The following is a 19,867-nucleotide window of genomic DNA, read 5'->3' as shown; positions in this document are numbered from 1 at the left end:
CTACTTCTACTATCTCTCAATTGAGAAATCGTCTATAATTTCCTGAAAAAGATATTTTTTAATTTATGACGACAGAAGAGATCCTGAAGGAAAGATCTGAGTACAAATATGGTTTTGTTACTGAGATTGAAACTGAGAGCTTCCCGAAGGGATTAACTGAAGATACAGTCCGTGCTATTTCGGCAAAAAAAGAGGAGCCCTCCTTCCTCTTGGATTTTCGTTTGAAGGCGTTTCACCGCTGGAAAGAGCTAGAAGAGCCGAAGTGGCCCAACGTCTCTTATCCCCCGATCGACTACCAAGCGATCACCTACTACTCCGCTCCAAAACGGAAACAGAAGCTAGATAGTTTAAATGAGGTCGATCCAGAGCTTTTAAAAACTTTTGAGAGGCTCGGTGTGCCGATCGACGAGCAGAAGCGTCTGACCAATGTCGCTGTCGATATCGTTTTTGATTCGGTCTCTCTTGGAACCACCTTTCAGAAGCAGCTCAAAGAGGCGGGTGTCGTTCTCTGCCCGATCTCGGAGGCGGTTCACACCTATCCGGAGCTAATCGAACGCTATCTCGGTTCGGTTGTGCCTATCGGAGACAACTTCTTTTCAGCGCTAAATTCTGCTGTCTTCTCCGACGGCTCTTTTGTCTATGTGCCGAAAGGGGTTCGCTGCCCTATCGAGCTCTCTACCTACTTCCGCATCAACGATAAAGAGAGTGGCCAGTTTGAAAGAACGCTGATCATTGCTGAAGAAGATTCTTACGTTAGCTATTTAGAAGGGTGCACAGCCCCAGCCTACGATAATAATCAGCTGCACGCAGCTGTTGTAGAACTTGTGGCGCTAGATCGTGCTGAGATTAAATATTCGACAGTGCAGAACTGGTATTCCGGCAACCCTCAGACGGGCGCTGGAGGGATCTTCAACTTCGTAACTAAGCGAGGGCGCTGCGCGGGTTTTCGCTCGAAGATCTCCTGGACGCAAGTGGAAGCAGGAGCTGCGATCACATGGAAGTATCCTAGCTGCATTCTTCAAGGGGATGAGTCTGTCGGTGAGTTCTATTCGGTCGCTCTGACGAGCGGAAAGATGCAGGCTGACACCGGCACAAAGATGATGCACTTAGGAAAGAACACCAGCTCTACGATCATCTCGAAGGGGATCTCTGCCGATCAGTCGCACAATACCTATCGCGGTCTGGTCAAGATCGCTCCTCGCGCCGAAGGGGCTCGAAATTACACGCAGTGCGACTCGATGCTTGTCGGAGCAGCTTGCTCTGCCAACACCTTCCCCTACATCGAATCGGCGAACGCCTCCTCGCAAGTCGAGCATGAAGCCTCAACTTCCAAAATGAATGAGAGCCAGCTCTTTTATCTGCAGTCGCGAGGCCTCTCCCGCGAAGATGCAATTAGTATGATTGTCAGTGGTTTTTGCAAAGAGGTCTTCCAAGAGCTCCCCATGGAGTTTGCAGCTGAAGCGCAGAAGCTACTCACATTAAAATTAGAAAACTCGGTGGGATAGGTTCATAATGTTGCTAGAAATTAAAAATCTGACAGCCAGCGTTGAAGATAAGATCGTTCTGAAGGGGTTTAGTTTACAGATCCAGCCTGGAGAGATCCACGCGATCATGGGTCCCAACGGAGCGGGTAAATCCACGCTTGCAAAAATTTTAGCCGGAGATCCTTCATACGAGATTCTCTCTGGTGAGATCTGGTTTTTAGGCGAGAACATTCTTGAAAAAGCACCAGAGGAGAGAGCCCACCTTGGCCTCTTCATGAGCTTTCAATACCCGCTTGAAATTCCTGGTATCAGCAATGCGGAGTTCTTATACGCAGCCGAAAATGCACATGCAAAAGCTTCTGGACGAGCGCCTCTTTCTAAAGAGGAGTTTGACAAGAAGCTTGATGAGAAGATGGAACTTCTTGAAATGAGAAAAGAGTTCAAAGAGCGCTCGTTAAACGAGGGCTTCTCTGGTGGTGAGAAGAAGCGAAATGAGATCTTGCAGATGGCGATGCTAGAGCCTCGCCTCGCGGTTCTGGATGAGACAGATTCTGGACTTGATATCGACGCGATGCGCATCGTCTCCAAGGGAGTAAACGCTCTGATGAATCCCGAGCGCTCTCTCCTGCTTATCACCCACTACCAGCGCCTTCTCGACTACATTAAACCCCACTTTGTCCACGTGATGATCGATGGCTGCATCGTCCGCTCAGGACCTGCGGAACTCGCCCTGGAACTCGAAGCAAACGGATACATGGTAGACTACGCAAGCGGGTGTAAGGAGTAGGTATGCTTCTTCAAACAGGCCCCTTCCTGGAAGAACTTCAAAAGCAGTTCATGCGCCTTGAAAGCGATGAGGTGATGGGACGGCTGCGTGGAAACGCGTGGACCCGTCTCCTCGAGCGCGGCCTTCCACAGAAGAAGGAGGAGGCTTTTCAATACGTGCATCTACGCGAACTCTACGAGAAGAGCTATGCGCTGCCTGAGAAGATGGCAGCTCCTTCAACGGAGGAGCTCTCTTCTCTTATTCTTCCCGAATGCACAAACTCCTGTCTCGTCTTTGTAGAGGGAGTCTACTCCCCAGAACTCTCTAAAGTTCCCCCCGGACTTATCGTTCTTCCACTGCCAAAAGCCCTCCGCTCTTACCAGACCCTTCTTCAGGGGCGACTTGAGGGGGCGATAGCAGGTGAGAGCGATCCATTTGCGCTTTTAAACCTCGCTTTTGCAGCTGGAGAGGCTGGGGTGTTCATCTACCTCCCTCCAAAGAAGAGTCTAGAAGCTCCTCTACAGTGCCTTCATCTCTCTCGGCAGCAAGGGGTGATTGCTTCTCCCAGGATACACGCCTTCATTGGGCGCGAAGCGGAACTTCAGATTATCTCCTCCTTTCAACCTGCAGAAGGCGCATGGATCAATAGCATGCTCGACCTCACTCTAGAAGAGGGGGCACGCGTAAAGCAGGCGAGCACTCTTTTAAACGAGAGTAGATCTTGGATATTTGATGCCATCCGCGCCACTCAGAAACGCGATAGCTCTCTAGAGACAGTTAGCATTAGCCGCGGAGCGAAGAGTCACAGGCAGAGTTTTAACATCGCACTAACAGGAGAAAATGCCGAGGCCTCTTTAAATGGCACCTGGCTTCTCAATAACGACTTCTCCTGTCACGCACATGTACTCGTCGATCACAGTGCGCCGCACACCCGTTCTAGACAGCTTTTCAAGGGCGTTTTAGATGGAATCAGCCAGTCGAGTTTTGAAGGGAAGATCTTCGTCCATCCTGAAGCTCAGAAGACCGAGGCCTATCAGCTTAATAATAACCTCATTCTCGGAGAGAGAGCTCTAGCATTCAGTAAGCCCAACCTGCAGATCTTTGCAGATGATGTAAAGGCCTCTCATGGAGCCACCATTGGCCAGCTCGATGCGAATCTACTCTTCTACCTAAAAACGCGTGGTATTCCAGATTCTATTGCTTCTCGCCTTCTCGTCAGGGCCTTCTGCCAAGAGGTCGGTGCAAAGCTGCCTCTCCCCTCAATGCGTGCACAGCTTGCGCAGGAGCTTGCCAGATATCTATGAGTTCACTCACTCAGGCTGACATTGAGCGTATCCGCAGAGACTTCCCGATTCTTGAGAAGACCCAGAATGGACACCCCCTAATCTATCTCGATTCCGCTGCCACAGTACAAAAGCCTCGACAGGTGATTGAGGCGATGAGCCACTTCTATGCGCGCGAGTATGGAACAGTACACCGCGCCATCTATGGCCTCTCGATCGCAGCCACTGAGCGCTACTGTGGGGTCAGAGAGAAGGTTAGGCGCTTTCTCAATGCTCAATCCGCAGATGAGATCGTTTTCACCAAGGGCACAACCGAAGGGATCAATCTCGTTGCAGACTGCTTTGGAAAGGCGTTTTTGAGGCATGGCGATGAGGTTCTCATCTGCGAGACAGAGCACCATGCAAACATCGTGCCCTGGCAGAAGGCGTGTGCTGAACATGGAGCCCTATTAAAGATCATTCCAGTAAACGACAAAGCAGAGATCGATTTAAAGGCCTATGGGGAGCTTCTTTCATCCAAGACCAAGCTCGTGGCAGTCGCTCACATTGCAAATGCCACAGGAAGCCTGCATCCGATCGAGACGATCATTCGCATGGCCCACTCCGAGCACGCGAAGGTGCTAATCGATGGGGCGCAGAGCGCTGCACGCCTTCCGATCGACGTCCAGAAGCTGGATGCCGACTTCTTTCTCTTTTCGGGACATAAGGTTTATGGGCCGACAGGAGTGGGGATCCTCTACGGAAAGAGAGAGCTGCTCGAAGCGATGCCCCCCTACCAGTGTGGTGGAGACATGATCGAACAGGTTACCCTTGCTGCCACTACCTACCGCGAGCCTCCTCTGAAATTTGAAGCTGGAACTCCAATGATCGCCGAAGTGATCGGCCTTGGTGAGGCCCTTGACTACATAGAGAAGATCGGGCGAGAGAAGATTTCAGCGTGGGAAGATCAGCTCCTTGCGTACGCGACTCAGAAGCTGCTTGAGATACCCGAACTCCGGATCATCGGTACGGCCAAAGATAAGGGGCCTATAATCAGTTTTATGATCGAAGGCGCACATCCGCTTGATATCGGCACGTTACTCGATTTAAAGGGCATTTGCGTGCGTACAGGCCACATGTGCGCGCAGCCGACGATGCACCGCTTTCATGTTAAAGCTGCCACTCGCATCTCGTTTGCCATCTACAACACCATCTCCGAAATCGACCAGTTCATCCTCACCCTCAAAGAAGTCTTGTGCTCGCTAAGGCCTTCGGCCTAGCTCGCAGCCCGCCCGGGAGAATGGACATCAATGGACGAGCACGGACGGGAAATGGACGAAAACGGACAGGCGGGCAAGAGAGAAAGAAGTAGGTCCGTTCTTTCTTCCGCGCGTGTCCGTTGTTGTCCGTTTCCTGTCCATGCTCGTCCGTTTTCGTCCGTTTTCGTCCATTTCTTTTCCGAGCGCGTCTTTTTCCGGGTGGGCTTCTTCTCCGAGCGCTCTTCTAAAAAAAGGCCTGGGTGTTTTCACCCAGGCCTTTTTGACTAACAAAGTTAAGAAGTAGAGCTTAGAAGTCGACGCTCATACCGATGTTTACGCCGCCTACATCGAAGTCGCCGTTAGATTCGTTAAGAGATGTGTAACGATCGCCTACGAATTTAAGAAACTTCGCTTGGCTCCAGAGGTAGTGCTGCTCCCAACCTGCCCAGATTCCAAAACCCCAACTGTCGTTGCTGAAAGTTGTATCGTAGCGCAGACCAATTGCTAAGTCTGCCATTGGACGTGTGACGTGCAGGGTGTCTCTGAAATTAGAGAGAGACGCTGTTGTGCCTTCTGTGGCACTTGTCCTAAGCGTGTGTGATTGACTCAACTTGAACTTGCCCCAGAGAGCAGAAAGTGCGAGTTTGCCGTAGATGCTAACACCAGCTCCGAGACCCCAAGTAGAGTCCAAACCAGCGCGGAGACCGATACCCCAGAAGTTGTTCTTCAGGAATACGAAATCCTCTGTTGCTCCAGGAAGAACGTCGCCAACACCAACAGCATTGTATGCTGTCAAGAAGTTGCCGCCTTCGTATTCGAAGCGCTGCTTCTGACGGAGGTTCATGTATCTTAAGCCAACGTGGGGACGAACAGTCATCCACTTGCTTACAAAGAACTCTCTGCCTAATTCTAGGTCTACGAGGTTGAGGTTCGTTCTCCAGTACTTAGCTTGTGCTTCTGTAACGTATGGAGGAAGCGTTAGCTGGTTAGCGTCGTAGTCTTTAGGGTAGTAGACAGGCTGGAAAACTTCGCTTACGCATCCGCACTCGTTTTCGTCGCTTGTTTTGTTATGGCTGTTGGAGCGAGCCCAGTTAAGAGCTACATCCCAACCGTCATGAGCCATGTTGTAGCCAACACCCACGCGGAAACCGACGTTCCACTTAGACTTGAAGTTTACTGCGCTACCAGAAGTGGCGCCGTTAGCAGCTGGAACTGCATCCAATTGTGTAGCAAAGTTCAGGTTGTCTTCTCTGGCTTTCCAGATCAGAACTTCACCCATTACGAAAAGGTCAATGCCATCTTTCACAACAGGGCGAGCTGGTGGGTTGATCATCCCGCCATTTCCGCCTTTTTTCTGCTCGAGGGCATTAACGCGGTTTTCGAGGTTTCGCATTTGCGAATCGGTGGCAGCATTCGCGATACTTGTGAAAGCAGTAAGCGATAAAGCCGCTGCAGGCCCCATCTTTTTGAAAATCCAATCCATATTAAATCCCCCTACATGTTGGAATAACCGCACTCTAATTCCAGCTTTTATTTCCCGTCAACTTAGAAGAAATGCTCTCTTCTACAAATGAAAAAGGCCTGGGTGAAAACACCCAGGCCTTTTTGACTAACACAGTAGGAACTTAGACTTAGAAGTCGAAGCTCATACCGATGTTTACGCCGCCTACATCGAAGTCGCCGTTGCTTTCTTCGAGCGATGTGTAACGATCGCCTACGAATTTAAGAAACTTAGCTTGGCTCCACATGTAGTGCTGCTCCCAACCTGCCCAGATTCCAAAACCCCAGCTGTCATTGCTGAAAGTTGTGTCATAGCGCAGACCGATTGCTAAGTCAGCCACTGGACGTGTAACGTGCAGTGTGTCTGTGAAGTTAGAGAGAGACGCTGTTGCGCGGTTGTCGTTATCATCATCAGAATCAGCAGTTGTTGTTGCTGGAGATCTGAGTGTGTGTGTCTGAGCTAACTTGAACTTGCCCCAGAGAGCAGAAAGTGCGAGTTTGCCGTAGATGCTAACACCAGCTCCGAGACCCCAAGTAGAGTCCAAACCAGCGCGGAGACCGATACCCCAGAAGTTGTTCTTCAGGAATACGAAGTCTTCTGTTGCGCCAGGAAGAACTTCGCCAGTAGCACTGTAGTTTGTCAAGAAGTTGCCGCCTTCGTATTCGAAGCGCTGCTTCTGACGGAGGCTCATGTATCTTAAGCCAACGTGGGGACGAACAGTCATCCACTTGCTTACGAAGAACTCTCTGCCTAATTCTAGGTCTACGAGGTTGAGGTTAGTTCTCCAGTACTTAGCTTGCGCTTCTGTAACATATGGAGGAACTGTTAAAGAGTTAGCGTCGTAGTCTTTAGGATAGTAAACAGGCTGGAAAACTTCGCTTACGCATCCGCACTCGTTTTCGTTGCTTGTTTTGCTATGGCTGTTAGAGCGAGCCCAGTTAAGAGCTACATCCCAACCATCATGAGCCATGTTGTAACCGATACCTACGCGGAAACCAACGTTCCACTTAGACTTGAAGTTTACAGCGCTACCAGAAGTTGCTCCGTCGTCAGTTGGAACTGCGTTCAGTTGAGTAGCAAAGTTTAGGTCGTCTTCTCTGGCTTTCCAGATCAGAACTTCACCCATTACGAAAAGGTCAACGCCATCTTTCACAACAGGGCGAGCTGGTGGGTTGATCATCCCGCCATTTCCGCCTTTTTTCTGCTCGAGAGCGTTAACACGGTTTTCGAGATTTCGCATTTGCGAATCATCGGCAGCATTCACGATGCTTGTGAAAGCAACGAGTGATAAAGCCGCTGCAGGCCCCATCTTTTTGAAAATCCAATCCATATAAGATCCCCCTAGGTTTTGGATCGTGTGAAAAAAACTACGTGGTACTTTTACCTGTCAACACATGTCTCCATGTGCGTACCATTTAATAACCTCACTCTAATTTCAATTTTTATTTACCGTCAACAAAAAAACTGAGATTTTTTTCTCTTTCATCAATTTCTCTCTAGAGAAATAGCTAGGGAAAAGCTTTTAAGTTTTGATCGTGTTTAGAAGCTGCATAAATCCACCTAGCCACTGCAGAGAGAGTTTTGCCATCTGCTGCATGATGAAGAACCACCCTGCCCACAAGAGCGCGATGCCCAAGAGAGATTTTAGAGACATTCCCAGGAAGGCGATCTGCACTTGAGGAGCTAGGCGGTTGGCGATTCCAAGGAACATCTCGGCCATCAAGATCGCAACGATAGAGGGAGCTGCGAGCTGGATAGAGATCACGGTGAACTGGGTGAGGAGTTTACTCACCGCCTGCCAAAATGGGGCGTCGAGTGTGAAAAAAGAGGCCTGAAAGAACTTGTCGACGGGGATGGCGGTATAAGACTGGAGAACGCCGTCAAAGAAGAAGAAGGGGCCATCGATCTGAAAAAAGAGGACGATCAGGACGTAGTTGTATAGAAGGCCGATAGGAGTGATCTGCGCCTGAGTGGTTGGATCTGTCACCCCAAGAGAGGAGGATCCCCGCATGAAATCGATGAGCACGCCGGCCGCCTGCGAGAAGTAGAAGGGGATAGAAACCATGAATCCGAGAAGAACCCCAATGAAGAGCTCTTTGAAGATGTAGCCCAAGAGAGAGATGTCAAAGACTGCTGGTTTGGTGCTCGTCAGGACGATGTGAGGCAAAAAAACGGCCGCAAGCGACATTGCAAGGGCGATTTTAACGCCCTGAGGAAGCTTCGACCCCAAGAAAGGAGCGAGCGCTACGATTGGGGCCAGTCTCATCAACCCAAGCAGAAAAAAAATCAACACCGATACAGGCGAGACATTCGGAAAGCTCAGCACAAGAGAGAGATAATCTGACGTCGGTGAATTCATTTACCCAGCTTAATGATTTCTATAGTTTTTAAGTTATAAATTAGCTGAAGAGACATGTCGGGTAGGCCAAGGGAAAGCTTCGCTTTCTCTCGGGGCCTCCCTGCGACCCTCTTGCGCTACATACGAAAGAAGGGGATCGGGCACCGGCACGGGCACGCACACGTTCACGAAAGAAAGACGGGAGAGGAGAATCGGGCACGCTCTTTTCTTTCTCTCTTTCGTGAACGTGCCCGTGTGCGTGCCCGCGCCCGATCTTCTCTCCCCTCTCTTTATCTACAACTGCGACTGGTTGCGAGAGGTGTGGCAGGGCACACACCATCCGACATGTCTATTTCGGCTTTTATTAACACTCAATGAAAATCCTTTATACCTTCTTAGGAGGCCCACTTGTAGAAGTTGAGAAAGATGGTGCTGCTGAACTGCATGATCTGTCCGCCGAGCCAGCCGCCCATCACGAGAAGAACGATCATCACAGCAAAGAGTTTGACCATGAAGGAGAGGGTCTGCTCCTGAATCTGGGTTGCAGCTTGGAAAATAGCGACGAAGAGGCCTAAGAGGGTGCTGATGAGGATGGGAGGCCCCGATAGAATTAAGATAAGAAGAAGCGCCTGGTAGGAGAGCTGGTAGATTTCAGCAGAGAACATAACCTATTCTTTCCTTTTTTACCTAAATGAGAGAACAAGGCCCTGAATCAGAAGGGTCCATCCATCGACCATCACAAGCAGCAGCAGTTTCAGGGGGAGCGCTATGGTAAGGGGCGAGAGCATCATCATTCCCATTGCAAGTAGAATGTTCGAAGTAACAAGGTCGATCACAAAGAAGGGAAGATAGATCAGCACGCCAATTTCAAAGGCAGCCTTTAGCTGCGAAGTAATATAGGCTGGTATCAGTACGATGAAATCATTTGGCTGGAGAGAGGAGCGGAAGTTCTCAGGAAAGCTCTTGTAAGCGAGCTGGTAGAAGCTCGTCATGTGCTTATTCATCGTGTTTTTTTGCAAAAAGGTGCGAAGGGGCTCTTTGGCCTTATCTACGACGTTGACGACGAAGGCGGCCGTAGGGGCGGAGAAGAGGTTCTCTGGGGCGCTCTTTTTTACATAGTCTCCAGCTGCGTTATACATCGCAAGGCCCGTGGGAAACATGACGTAAACAGTCATCAGAAGTGCAATCCCGTTAATGACCTGGTTGGGAGGAGATTGCTGCACTCCGATCGCGTTTCTTAAGAGCGAGAGAACCACGACGATTTTGACGAAAGAGGTGAGCAGCATGATCGCAAAGGGTAAGATCGAGAGTCCAGCGAGGATGGCGAGCTCAACGACAAGCGATGGAGGCTCTCCCTCTCCAGGGTTAAGTGCGGGGATTCCTGCGGAGCGAAGAGCTTCATCCTGAGCGAGAAGAGGAACAGAAAAGCAGATGTATAGACATGCAAAAAGCAGAAGGAACTTAAGTTTGGAGCGCATGTTACCGTTTCATGTAGCGTTCAAAGGCGGCCTCTAGGGCGCGCCACTGGTTTTCGATCGTGGCATTAATAATGCCAGCTTCAGTTTCTATGATGCATCCTCCAGGAGCGATATCGTGTCTTTCAAGGACGGAGAGGCTCTCTACTTGCTCTAAAATCGCGCGGATTTTTGTTTTTTCTGCTTCAACCGCTTCTTTTTCTTCGCGGCTCACATAAATCTTAATCCGATGGCTCTGAGTGACTGGTGCAAGAGCTTGAATAACGATATCGACGATCGTTTCTGGGTGCGTTTCAAGTTCTTTGCCGACAATTTTCTTCGCAGCCTTTAAAGCGAGAGGAAGAACCGCTTGCATCGCTTCGTGGCGGATCCTTTTCAATTCGCTATCAAAGAATAGAAGATGTTCATCAAATTTAACAAGGCCATCTTGAAATCCCTTCTCTTCGGCTGCTTTGCGAAGCTCTACACACTCCTCTTCGGTCTGTAAATGCAAACGCTTTGCATCTTCTTTTGCCTTGGCAACGATCTCTTTAGCTTCGAGAAGGATGCTGTACTGGTCTGCGGGGATGACCTTCTCCTCGGATTCTGGATGAATTTCGCCTTGATAGATCAGAGAGAAGAATTTCATACGTTTTATGAGGGTTGCTGCGTTTGGATAAGAGGGAGTAGTTCTGTAACTTGACCGATTAGGATTTCCTGAGCGCGCACATGCTCAAGGGGAGTGGAAAGTTTTACGAGCGCTTCGCCGATCTCTCTGTCAAGTCTATGGCTCACATGCCAGAGGAGGCTCTTCTCCTTGCGATAGAGAGCTTTTGCCAATCTGTTAATGCCTCGCTGATCGAGGAGCTGTCGGAGGCTCGCCTTTTTGCCATCCCAAGTCTGGAGATCCAATCTTTTAAATGTAAGGGGCTCTTTTCTGTGGAGAAGGGTTTTTAAAAATGCGAGTTCGCTTGGGGAGAGGGCTGCGTAGATCTGTTTTAACTTTGCGGTCTCAATGATCTGCTTTACCTCAGCGCCTAGATCGTGTAGTCCAAGGAAGCTGATCATGAGAAGAAGATCATCGGTTTCGAGCTCTAGCAGGACGTTTAAAGGCGATTCAGGAAGACATTCTATTGGGACGATCTGCTCATCAGAAAGTCTCTTCCAGAGTGTTTTTTGTAAAAAAGTGCGGCCTAATTTCGTGAGAGAAGCTCCATGATTAGAGAAGAGGAGCAGTTTTTTTAACCCTTTTGCTTGCAAAGGATCGAGCGCCGATAAGAAGAGCCCTACTTCACTTTCAGAGAAAGTTCTAAAAAGGGGATCGAGCCATGAGTAGTGGATCCTTTTCAGCAGAGCTTCTTCTGTTGAAAATCCCTCTGTTGGATCTTTGTGATAGGAGACTGGGAGCTCTTGAAGATTTTGCTGGTCGTGAGCAGACAGGAATCTGAGCAGCTTCGCTTGTTTTTCAGGAGGAGAGCGCTCCAAAAATGCTTTGCAAACGATAGAAGCTGTAGCATTCATCCTTTACATTCTCTTTTCTGGAGGCGGCTCTCTCTCTTTTTTTCCTGTGCGCTTTTGCGCCTCTACGGGGATTGGATTAAGAAGCTCTTTCAACCCTCTGCCTTTTTTGAGAAGAGGATAGAATTTCCAGACCATCCAGCCAATTCCAGCGCCTAAAAGGAGAGTGAAGACGCTCAAGAGGAAAAAGAGGGTGCGGAATCTTCCTGCCGAATTTTTGCTCATTACTATCGACCAGATGCTCACGTACTCTTTTGATTTGGGAGTGAGCTCCTCAGATTGGGGCATGAGGGTGATGTCTGTTAGTCTTGATCGGTCGGAGATTACAGTCACATCGTTGACATCGAGCCCGCTAACGCTGCCTGAAACTAGCCTTTTGATCTTAGTGACTAGGTGGCTGTTGGGATCGTCGAGGACCCCTTGGTGCTTAACGTAAACTGATGCAGTGACTTTTTTTGGAGCTGCTGCGCCCGGGATACCGGTTTCTGCTGGAGGGAATGAGAGCTGCACATCAGCATCGATGACGCCGTCGATTTTGCGAATAGTGTTGGCGATCTGCTCGGCAAGGCCAGCTTGGTAGCGTATGGTCTCTTCTCTTTCTGACGACATGAGCCCTGCTTTTGCAAACAGGTCGAGGAGATTAGTTCCCTTTCTTCTCGGAAGGCCGTTCTGATTTAAAAAGGCCATCGCCTCTGTGCTTTTACCTGGTTCAACAGCAATACTCCATAGAGGAGCTGAAGTGCCTCCGCCGGGACCTGCACTAGGAGAGGGGACCTTATCTGCTGAGATGTTTTTGCTGGCTAAAAAGACGATGATCTCGTTGGCTTCTCGCTCTTCGACATCATTGACGATAACCATGTTGGCTTCGCAAGCTGCAAGTAGAATAAAGACAGCACAAAGCAGCCATCTTGCAAGCGCGCGCAATCGTGATAGGTTCATAGAATGCTTACCCTCTGTATCTCTTTATATCACCCGCCCTATTTATCGTCCCGCTCATTTTCAGAAGAAGCGCTCGGAGGAAGAAATGGACGAAAATGGACGAGCATGGACAGGAAATGGACAAAAAATGGACACGCGCTGAAGAAAGAATTCTTTCTCTCTCTTGCCCGCCTGTCCATTTTCCGTCCATTTTCGTCCGTTTCTTGTCCATTGACGTCCATTTCTCCCGGCGGGCCGAGCGCTCTTCCCGGGCCGAGCGCTTCTTCCGCGCTTTATTTTTGGAAGATCCAAGGGGGGGCGCTGCCGAAGCGGCGGAGGAGATAGTCGGAGATGCCGCGGAGGGCGGCTCGGTATTGAGTGAGCTTTTGGCGTTTTTCGGCCTTTTTTTCTGGGGATTGAAGAAAGCCTAAGCAGTGGAGCTGAAGGCCTTTCAAGAGGCGCAATTTTAGAAGGTGAGAAATTTCGGGAAGAAGAACGCGCAAGTAGAGAGAGAGGATCTCCATGCGCGAGCAGTTTCTTTCAATCCATAAGAGACGGTTTCTCCACCAGAAGTAGGTGGTGTGGCGCTTGCCTCCCACAAAAGAGGCGGAGACCTTATGCCAGATTTGCGCATCGGGACAGGTCATCGAGAGGAAGCCAGCGCGCTTTGCTCTCATGCAGAAGTCGGCCTCTTCCCAGATGAGAAAAAAGAGGGGCTCGAGCTCTCCGACCTTTTCAAAAACCTCTCTTCTAGCGAGAAGAGCTGCGCCGCAGACGTAGTCGAGAGCCAGGGTCTTAACTTGGTTTGTAACGCGTTCTCTGTGGCCGATAAAATCAAAGGCGGCTCTCTTTTTGTTCCAATTGCCACCGAGATGGTCGAGTCTTTCCCTCTCATCGAAGAGGTAGATCGTAGCCCCCAGAATCCCTGCCTCGGGCTGGTTTTTGAGTTGCGCCGCAAAGGCTTTCAAAAGGCCGGGATCAACTTCGGTATCATTGTTAAGGAGAAGAATGGCATCTGCGCCAGTTTTAAGCGCATGCGCAATTCCCACATTGTTTCCTCCGGCAAATCCGAGATTTGCTCCCGTCTCAAGAAGTGTAACTCCAGGAAATTTTTCGCGGACCGCTTTCACAGAGTCGTCTGTTGAACCATTGTCTACGAGGATCGTCTCAAAACGCGGGTAATCAATTTTTGCAACCGACTCTAGACAAGCAAGGGTATCCCTCTTGCCGTTCCAGTTTAAAATTACGATGGAGATAAAGGGGCTGCTATCTGCGTGAGGCATACGCCTTCCACGCTTCATTTTTATATTGAACGGCTTCGATAAGGGGGTCTTTTGCGGCAGTAATTCCTCTGCCGACGATGATGATGTCGCTGCCTGCATTAATCACATTTTCGGGCGTCTGATACTGCTGGCCGAGGGCGTCTTTTGAAGCGCCCCTCTGAACTCCGGGCGTCATGTGAATCATTCGAGGGTCGTCGCTGAGCTTGCGCATGCTGATGAATCCGATGACAAAATCGTCGTGACGTTTAGCCATCTCTACAGCTCTTGTCGTATAGCCTCCTTGAGCTAAAGTCCCCTCAGAGCTCATCTCTGCTAAGAGAAGGAGTCCTCGTTTTCTAGGGAGTCCTACCTCTTTCAATCCGGCGATAATCCCAGGTCCCGGAACGATATGCGCATTGGTGATGTCCGCCCACTCGGCAATCTTATAAATTCCCCCCTGGTACTGCTGAAGGACGGTGTTTCCAATGTCTGCAAACTTGCGATCTTCAAAGATGAGAAACTGCTTCTTTTCTGATAGCCGTTTGAGCGTTTCTGTAACGTATGGAGAGAAGTCTTCTAGGATGTCGATATGCGTTTTTAGAAGGCAGATCTCAGGGGAGATCTTGTCTGCGAAGCTCAATAGCTCTTCCGCTTTTGTAAAGTCTGCAGAAACACATAGATTCGTGCGCTTCTCTTCCATGATGCGAAAGAGTTTTTTTGCGGTAGGATTCTGGCAGAGGTTGCCTCTCTCTCCGTATGAAAGTGGTTTCATTGTTGCAGCACACTCATGCTTGTTTGAAAGAGCTGGCGATCGATTTTTTGCGAGTCGTAGAGAAGGTTTACGAGTTCTGAAAGTGTGGTTAAAGAGTGGGTGCGGATCCCTTTTTCTTGGAGATGAGTTCTTGCTCCTTGCTGACGATCGACGATAACAATGGCATCTTTTACTTGTAGCCCCTCTTCAGAAAGAGAGTGGCACGTCTCTAAGATGCTGCTTCCAGTTGTGATGACATCTTCGAGAATAAGACAGGATTGTCCCTGCTCGAAGACCCCTTCAATTCTCTTTTTTGTTCCATACTCTTTTACCTCTTTGCGGCGCAGAATCATCGGAACGTCATGCAGAACAGAGAGGCAAGTGGCAAGGGGAAGGGCGGTGTAGGGCACGCCGCAGACCAGATCAAAAGAGAGATTTTCAGCCTTTTTCCACATCATTTCTGAGATCTCTTTGAGAAGAGAGGGGAAGGAGATGATGAGGCGAAGGTCGAGATAGATGGGAGATTCAAGGCCGCTCTTTAACGTAAAAGAGCCAAATTTTATTGCTTGAATTTCAAAAAGGGCGAGAGCTAGCTGACGGGTATTCATCGTGCCTCAGATGTAAAAGCACGAGATTATAGATTTTAGAGAAAATTGTGAAGAGGTCTAGCTTTTCGAAGTCTTGGGCTTTTGTTCAAACTGCTTGGAGGCTTTAAGAAGGGCCTCTCTAAAGTTCTTATCGCAAAGAGCTTTTAGCTCCTCTTTTGATAGAACTGTGATCTGTTTTTTTTCAGCAGGCTCGGAATGTAAAGGTTTTTTTTGAAAGAAATCTAGGGGTTTAAAAGAGTGAACTTGGCGAGTTTGAGTGTAAGCCTCTCTTAGCAGGGCGTATGGAAGGGCACGTGGAGCTACTCTGTAAGCCATATTAAGCACCTAAATTTCGTTTGTTTTCAGCAATTATGGCATGAGAGGCGGTTAATTTCAATAAAAATAGGATTTTTGTTATTGTAAGTTGTTTATTATTAGTATAATATGAAATATTTTATGATATATAAATAAGTATTTTTTATTAATTAATCATAATGTATAATTTTACATATTAATACTAAATAAATAGGTTTGTTATGTCAATGAGAGCCGCTAGAACAAGTTGCAGAAGAGCGCAGAACTTCTCGAGATCCTCTAACTCGTTAGGAAGCCCGAGAGGGTTAGGGAGTCCAAAAGGTATTTCCAAACTCGCTTTACGCACTGTAACGAATAGCACATCAGAACCTGCTACTCCAAAATCTCCCAAGAAGCTCGCTGTGGTCTCGGGTGCTGGTGCTACAACTGCGCGTACCCCAATTCTTAAGTTGATGGAGCGCGGTTATAACGTCGTTGCTCTAACCAGCAATAAAGAGAATCTCTCTGCAAGCGTTCCTGGACTCGAGTTCGTTCTTGTCGAGCGAAACAAGATGGAAGATCCCGACCACTTTGCAAAAGCTACGCAAGAGGGGATGAAAAAATTGGGTGTTGAGAAGGTCTCCCAGTGCACAGCATTGAACTTGATAGGAGGAGCAGTAGCTCCTAAAGGGTCAACTCTTAAAAAGCTCAATCAAGATATCCCTGTTGCTTTTTTTAAAGGAGTAAAAAACATTGCTGAGAGGGCTGCGGAAAGGCTCTCCCTTGTCCATATCTCATCTATTGCTGCAACCGTTAATGGCATGGGTTCCGACTGCGAATATGCCCGTCTTAAACACGAGACAGATGAGAGAATCCTCTTGAAGAAGCCCGAGAAAGGGAGCGTGACCGTTCTGCGCCCCGGACTCGTTCTCCCCGATCCAACTCCATGTGGAAGGGTTGATATGGGCCACGCCTACTCTCCAGATCAGTTCTGGGCGTCCCGTGTTGTTCCTGTGCTCGGCTCTGGAAATCAGTTCCAACAGCCAGTTTCAGAGCACTGCTTATACGACGCCGCACTTAATGGTGCTGAACGAGATGGCGACTTCGCTAAAATTATCAATGCGGTTGGCTCTGATGTTGTAACGCAAAAGGAGCTTTTCACGCTTGTTGGAAGAGATGGAAGAAGATGGGTGATTCACATTCCTTATAAGTTTGCGCGCTGCATTGCAGAGCACTTTCCAATGGGAAGGATTGCTCCCTACTCCGTGAACGCCTTTGAAGTATTGGATCAGATGTCTCAAGAGAGCCAACTTCTCTGTGCGAAGGATTTCGAAGAGCTTTTAGGGCGCAAGCCAAAGGGAATGCGAGAGATCTATGGCCAGACTCTAGTGGGCGGCCCTGCTCCTATTGCAGAGCACGCACGCCTCATCGTCTCCAAAAGCTTTGAAGACCGCAGAGCGCTGCTTCAGCTTGCAAAAGCATTCATAAGATCGATCGACAGCTGGAAGATCACCCGCCACTAAGATAGAAGATCGGGGCAAGAAGAAGATCGGGCACGGGCACGCACGCGGGCTCGTTCACGAAAGAAAGAAAAATACAGAATCTTTCTCTCTTTTTTTGTTCCTGATTGTTCTCACTTTTTTCTTTCGTGAACGTGTGCGTGCCCGTGCCGGTGCCCGATCTTTTCCCTTCTCTTTCTTATCTGGATTGGTGGTATTTGAGGGCGAGATAGGGGTCCCACATCATGCCGGTTGCGCTCATGGCAACTTCAGCTCCTGCTTCTAGGAAGTGATCGAAATGTGCTGGAGCAGTGATTCCTCCGCAGCCGATGAGGGTAAGCCCTAATTTTTCTTTTTTATTAATCTGGGCCGCTTGCCTGATGAAGTGGAGCGCCGCCTGTCTGATGGGCCCTCCGCATATCCCTGACGTGAGCCTGCTCTGCCCCAGAGCTGGCTCTTTTTTCTCATTAACGACACGCATACTCACACTATTAATCCCTTCAACAGCGCGCACGCCTGCTTTTGCAGAGGCGATAAGGACATCTCGCATCTGCTTTTCGTTTGAAAAGACTCCCATCTTCAGAATCAGAGGGGTGGGATGAATCGCCTTAACTAGAGCGCTTGCAATATCCAGAACAGTCTGTGGAGACATGTAGAGGCAACCTTCGCTCTTCTCGACATTAGGACAGGAGAAGTTCGCTTCGATGATTTTAGCGCCCGCCTCTTTTGCAAAACGGGCAGCTTGAACGAAATCATCTCGGAAATCTTCATTTGGGCGCGGAGTTCCCACAACAGAGACGATCATCACCTGGCCAGCTTTTAAATAGCTATTTGCGCGGGCGATATCCTGCATTAAAAAGTCGGGAGCCATCGATGGCATGCCAAAGGAGTTTGTAACGGCAAGCTGCTCGATATCGGAGGGAAGCAGAGCTGTCTGGGCGGCGCGCTTCTCCTCTTCTCCCTCTACATTCGTGCTTCCATGTGTATCGACATAGATCATATTTGGAAGGGGATGCGCGGGATGCTGTCTGCTGCGGATCGTTTTATAGGTGACGACATCAAAGCCGAGATTCGCTGCGAGTTTAATCCAGTTTGCAGTGAGTAGAGGTCCTGCAGGCACTCCAAGACGAGAGGCGATTTTTACGTCTAGAAAATCGATCCACTCGCTTTTAGGAGGGAAGATGCGAGCTGGTGGCTCGCCTTTAAAAAAAGGGCCATGGAGTGCGTTATCTAAATAGGTCTTGTGGATGTCATAAATTGGAGGATTCTCTGGATACCAGTTAGGCAAACTATCCCGACTCATAAACCCTCCCTTTGACTATCGTATATACTGGCCACCCCTTTAGCTCCCATCCAGCATAGGGAGACCAGCCCGCTCTTGTTTTGAGCTCTTCATCTTTAACTGTTTTTACTTTGGCGAGATCGACAAGAACAAAATCGTCATTCGAGGGGAGGCGGAAGATCTCGAGGATGCGCTCCCGCATGAGGCGGACGATCTGAGGAAGCGAAAGACGCCCCTTGTGGTGAGCATCTAAGAGAAGGGGCAGGGTCGTCTCGATACCGGGAATGCCAGAAGGTGCCAGGCCATAAGGCTTGCTCTTCTCTTCTAAAGTATGAGGGGCGTGATCGGAGCCGATGGTGTCGATTGCTCCCTGCAGAATCCCTCTCCAGAGGCCTTCACAATCCTCTTGCGTGCGAATTGGAGGATTCATCTGAACTTTAGTGCCAAACTTCTTGTAGCTCTCTTCTGTGAGGAAGAGGTGGTGAGGTGTCGTCTCTGCAAAGACGTTTACCTTCTCTTTCTTTGCTTGAGCAATCAGCTCGACCTCCTCCTTTGTGCTCACGTGAAGGATGTAGAGGCGTGTGTGGTAGAGCTGAGCGAGGGCGATTGCGTGCTGGGTGGCTCTGATTGCCACATCTCGGCTTCGGAGCTTTGAGTGCGTCTCGGGTGCAGTCTGCCCAACAAAGAGCTCTTTCCGCTGGTGGATGAGCGCCTCATCTTCAGCGTGGACTGCAACCATGAGATCGAGGCTTTTTGCGAGACTGAATATCGCATGCAGGCTGCTATCGTCATCCATAAGCAGCTCTCCAGTTGATGAGCCCATGAAAACTTTAATTGCGACGATATCGGGCTTGCACTTGTGGATCTCATCAAAATGGTTCTTATCCGCGCCAAAATAGAGTTGATAGCGCAGGGGGATATCGACCTCTTGAAGCTGCTTGTCGATCAGCTGTTTTTTTTCGAGCAGACGCTCTCTTGTCGTTGTAGGAGGCTGCGTATTGGGCATATCGAACACGGTGGTGATGCCGCCGCGGATCGCAGCTCTTGCTCCGCTCATCCAGTTCTCTTTGTGTTCGAGGCCTGGGGTGCGGAAGTGTACATGTGGATCGATAAGTCCTGGAAAAAGAGTGAGCCCGCTGGCATCGATGACTCGATGTTCAGAGGAGGGGATCTGCTTGTCGATAGTTTTACCGTCTATCGTGCGTGCATTTTTAATCTCAATCACGTCTTGTAATCCCGAATTTCACTGCGTTCAAAAAGTTTTTCACAGAAGCCGCAGCGCAGGAAGATCTTCTGTTTGAATTCTTCAACATAGAAAAGAGTGTTTACGGGCTCTTTGCGCGTGATGCAGCAGGGGTTTGCACAGACGAGAATGTTTTCGAGAACGTCTGGTAGGCGCGCTTTCATCTTCTGCTGAACTTTATAATCGCGGATGATGCTGAGTGTCGCCTCAGGTGCAAAGACGGCGATGTCATTGGCTTCTTTCTCTGTCAGAAAGCAGTTCTCTATCTTGATTAGATCCTTAAATCCCATGGATCGAGAAGAGAGGTTCAACCCTACAGTCACGCGATTCTGATCGCGCGGTAGTTTAAGCAGGCGGATGATGATGAGTGCAGATCCCTGAGTGATGTGGTCGATCACTGTGCCATCGCGAATTGCTGATACAGAGACTTTTTTTTCCATGAAGCTATC

20 protein-coding genes are annotated in these 19,867 nt (G+C 49.2%); 5 read left to right on the top strand and 15 right to left on the bottom strand.

The features are described 5' to 3' along the window. The first annotated feature begins 65 nt into the window (after positions 1–65). The 4 genes from sufB to sufS are packed head-to-tail and all read left to right on the top strand — an operon-like array spanning position 66 to position 4,792. Positions 66–1,505: a Fe-S cluster assembly protein SufB gene (sufB, locus tag HYX48_02355; protein MBI2742742.1), complete on the top strand. Its 1,440-nt coding sequence runs from the start codon at positions 66–68 to the stop codon at positions 1,503–1,505. Between the two features lie 10 nt (positions 1,506–1,515). Beyond that, positions 1,516–2,271 carry a Fe-S cluster assembly ATPase SufC gene (gene sufC, locus HYX48_02350; GenBank protein ID MBI2742741.1) on the top strand — a complete coding sequence of 252 codons (756 nt, stop codon included), beginning with the start codon at positions 1,516–1,518 and terminating at the stop codon, positions 2,269–2,271. A gap of 2 nt (positions 2,272–2,273) precedes the next feature. Then, complete coding sequence (gene sufD / locus HYX48_02345) at positions 2,274–3,554, top strand: Fe-S cluster assembly protein SufD (GenBank protein ID MBI2742740.1); 1,281 nt, start codon at positions 2,274–2,276, stop codon at positions 3,552–3,554. Then, positions 3,551–4,792 carry a SufS family cysteine desulfurase gene (gene sufS / locus HYX48_02340; protein MBI2742739.1) on the top strand — a complete coding sequence of 414 codons (1,242 nt, stop codon included), beginning with the start codon at positions 3,551–3,553 and terminating at the stop codon, positions 4,790–4,792. Before sufD ends, sufS begins: the two co-directional genes overlap by 4 nt. Before the next feature lie 286 nt (positions 4,793–5,078). On the opposite strand, the gene HYX48_02335 is transcribed toward sufS, so the two are convergent. The 12 genes from HYX48_02335 to HYX48_02280 all read right to left on the bottom strand — a co-directional run bounded on the left by HYX48_02335 (position 5,079) and on the right by HYX48_02280 (position 15,436). Next, on the bottom strand, positions 5,079–6,254 hold the full coding sequence (locus HYX48_02335; GenBank protein MBI2742738.1) for a hypothetical protein: 1,176 nt from the start codon (positions 6,252–6,254) through the stop codon (positions 5,079–5,081). A 148-nt stretch (positions 6,255–6,402) separates the two neighbouring features. Continuing rightward, positions 6,403–7,602 carry a hypothetical protein gene (locus HYX48_02330; GenBank protein MBI2742737.1) on the bottom strand — a complete coding sequence of 400 codons (1,200 nt, stop codon included), beginning with the start codon at positions 7,600–7,602 and terminating at the stop codon, positions 6,403–6,405. Between the two features lie 192 nt (positions 7,603–7,794). Then, the gene (locus HYX48_02325) at positions 7,795–8,538 is read right to left on the bottom strand and encodes a flagellar biosynthetic protein FliR (protein MBI2742736.1); all 744 of its coding nucleotides are present in this window, start codon (positions 8,536–8,538) and stop codon (positions 7,795–7,797) included. Positions 8,539–9,005: 467 nt separating this feature from the next. Continuing rightward, the gene (gene sctS / locus HYX48_02320) at positions 9,006–9,275 is read right to left on the bottom strand and encodes a type III secretion system export apparatus subunit SctS (protein ID MBI2742735.1); all 270 of its coding nucleotides are present in this window, start codon (positions 9,273–9,275) and stop codon (positions 9,006–9,008) included. 18 nt (positions 9,276–9,293) lie between these two features. Beyond that, entirely contained in the window at positions 9,294–10,088 is a 795-nt protein-coding gene (gene sctR, locus HYX48_02315; protein MBI2742734.1) for a type III secretion system export apparatus subunit SctR, read from the bottom strand. Between the two features lies 1 nt (position 10,089). After that, positions 10,090–10,713, bottom strand: coding sequence for an HrpE/YscL family type III secretion apparatus protein (locus tag HYX48_02310; protein MBI2742733.1), 624 nt, complete (start codon positions 10,711–10,713; stop codon positions 10,090–10,092). 5 nt (positions 10,714–10,718) lie between these two features. Next, positions 10,719–11,585, bottom strand: a complete 867-nt coding sequence (locus HYX48_02305) for a hypothetical protein (GenBank protein MBI2742732.1) — start codon at positions 11,583–11,585, stop codon at positions 10,719–10,721. 3 nt (positions 11,586–11,588) lie between these two features. Next, the gene (gene sctJ / locus HYX48_02300; protein MBI2742731.1) at positions 11,589–12,521 is read right to left on the bottom strand and encodes a type III secretion inner membrane ring lipoprotein SctJ; all 933 of its coding nucleotides are present in this window, start codon (positions 12,519–12,521) and stop codon (positions 11,589–11,591) included. A gap of 272 nt (positions 12,522–12,793) precedes the next feature. Continuing rightward, positions 12,794–13,783, bottom strand: a complete 990-nt coding sequence (locus HYX48_02295) for a glycosyltransferase family 2 protein (protein ID MBI2742730.1) — start codon at positions 13,781–13,783, stop codon at positions 12,794–12,796. After that, the gene (pyrF, locus tag HYX48_02290; GenBank protein ID MBI2742729.1) at positions 13,767–14,534 is read right to left on the bottom strand and encodes an orotidine-5'-phosphate decarboxylase; all 768 of its coding nucleotides are present in this window, start codon (positions 14,532–14,534) and stop codon (positions 13,767–13,769) included. Before pyrF ends, HYX48_02295 begins: the two co-directional genes overlap by 17 nt. Further along, positions 14,531–15,121, bottom strand: a complete 591-nt coding sequence (locus HYX48_02285) for an orotate phosphoribosyltransferase (GenBank protein MBI2742728.1) — start codon at positions 15,119–15,121, stop codon at positions 14,531–14,533. The genes pyrF and HYX48_02285 overlap by 4 nt, the downstream gene beginning before the upstream one ends. A gap of 57 nt (positions 15,122–15,178) precedes the next feature. Then, positions 15,179–15,436 carry a hypothetical protein gene (locus HYX48_02280; protein MBI2742727.1) on the bottom strand — a complete coding sequence of 86 codons (258 nt, stop codon included), beginning with the start codon at positions 15,434–15,436 and terminating at the stop codon, positions 15,179–15,181. Between the two features lie 200 nt (positions 15,437–15,636). Here HYX48_02280 and HYX48_02275 point away from each other — a divergent pair, with 200 nt between their 5' ends. Beyond that, positions 15,637–16,917 carry a hypothetical protein gene (locus HYX48_02275; GenBank protein ID MBI2742726.1) on the top strand — a complete coding sequence of 427 codons (1,281 nt, stop codon included), beginning with the start codon at positions 15,637–15,639 and terminating at the stop codon, positions 16,915–16,917. Between the two features lie 175 nt (positions 16,918–17,092). Here the strand turns inward: HYX48_02275 and HYX48_02270 are convergent, their stop codons facing one another. Genes HYX48_02270 through pyrI form a run of 3 tightly spaced genes read right to left on the bottom strand, consistent with a single transcriptional unit; the run spans position 17,093 to position 19,858 of the window. Further along, positions 17,093–18,196: a tRNA-dihydrouridine synthase gene (locus tag HYX48_02270; GenBank protein MBI2742725.1), complete on the bottom strand. Its 1,104-nt coding sequence runs from the start codon at positions 18,194–18,196 to the stop codon at positions 17,093–17,095. After that, positions 18,183–19,400 (bottom strand): dihydroorotase, encoded by a 1,218-nt coding sequence (pyrC, locus tag HYX48_02265; GenBank protein MBI2742724.1) that lies wholly within the window; start codon positions 19,398–19,400, stop codon positions 18,183–18,185. Before pyrC ends, HYX48_02270 begins: the two co-directional genes overlap by 14 nt. Further along, positions 19,397–19,858: an aspartate carbamoyltransferase regulatory subunit gene (gene pyrI / locus HYX48_02260; GenBank protein MBI2742723.1), complete on the bottom strand. Its 462-nt coding sequence runs from the start codon at positions 19,856–19,858 to the stop codon at positions 19,397–19,399. Before pyrI ends, pyrC begins: the two co-directional genes overlap by 4 nt. Positions 19,859–19,867 lie beyond the last annotated feature (9 nt).

This window comes from Chlamydiales bacterium (assembly GCA_016185065.1).
Lineage (GTDB): Bacteria > Chlamydiota > Chlamydiia > Chlamydiales > Rhabdochlamydiaceae.
The sequence above is the reverse complement of the archived record's forward strand: the minus strand, read 5'-3'. Positions and strand labels throughout refer to the sequence as shown.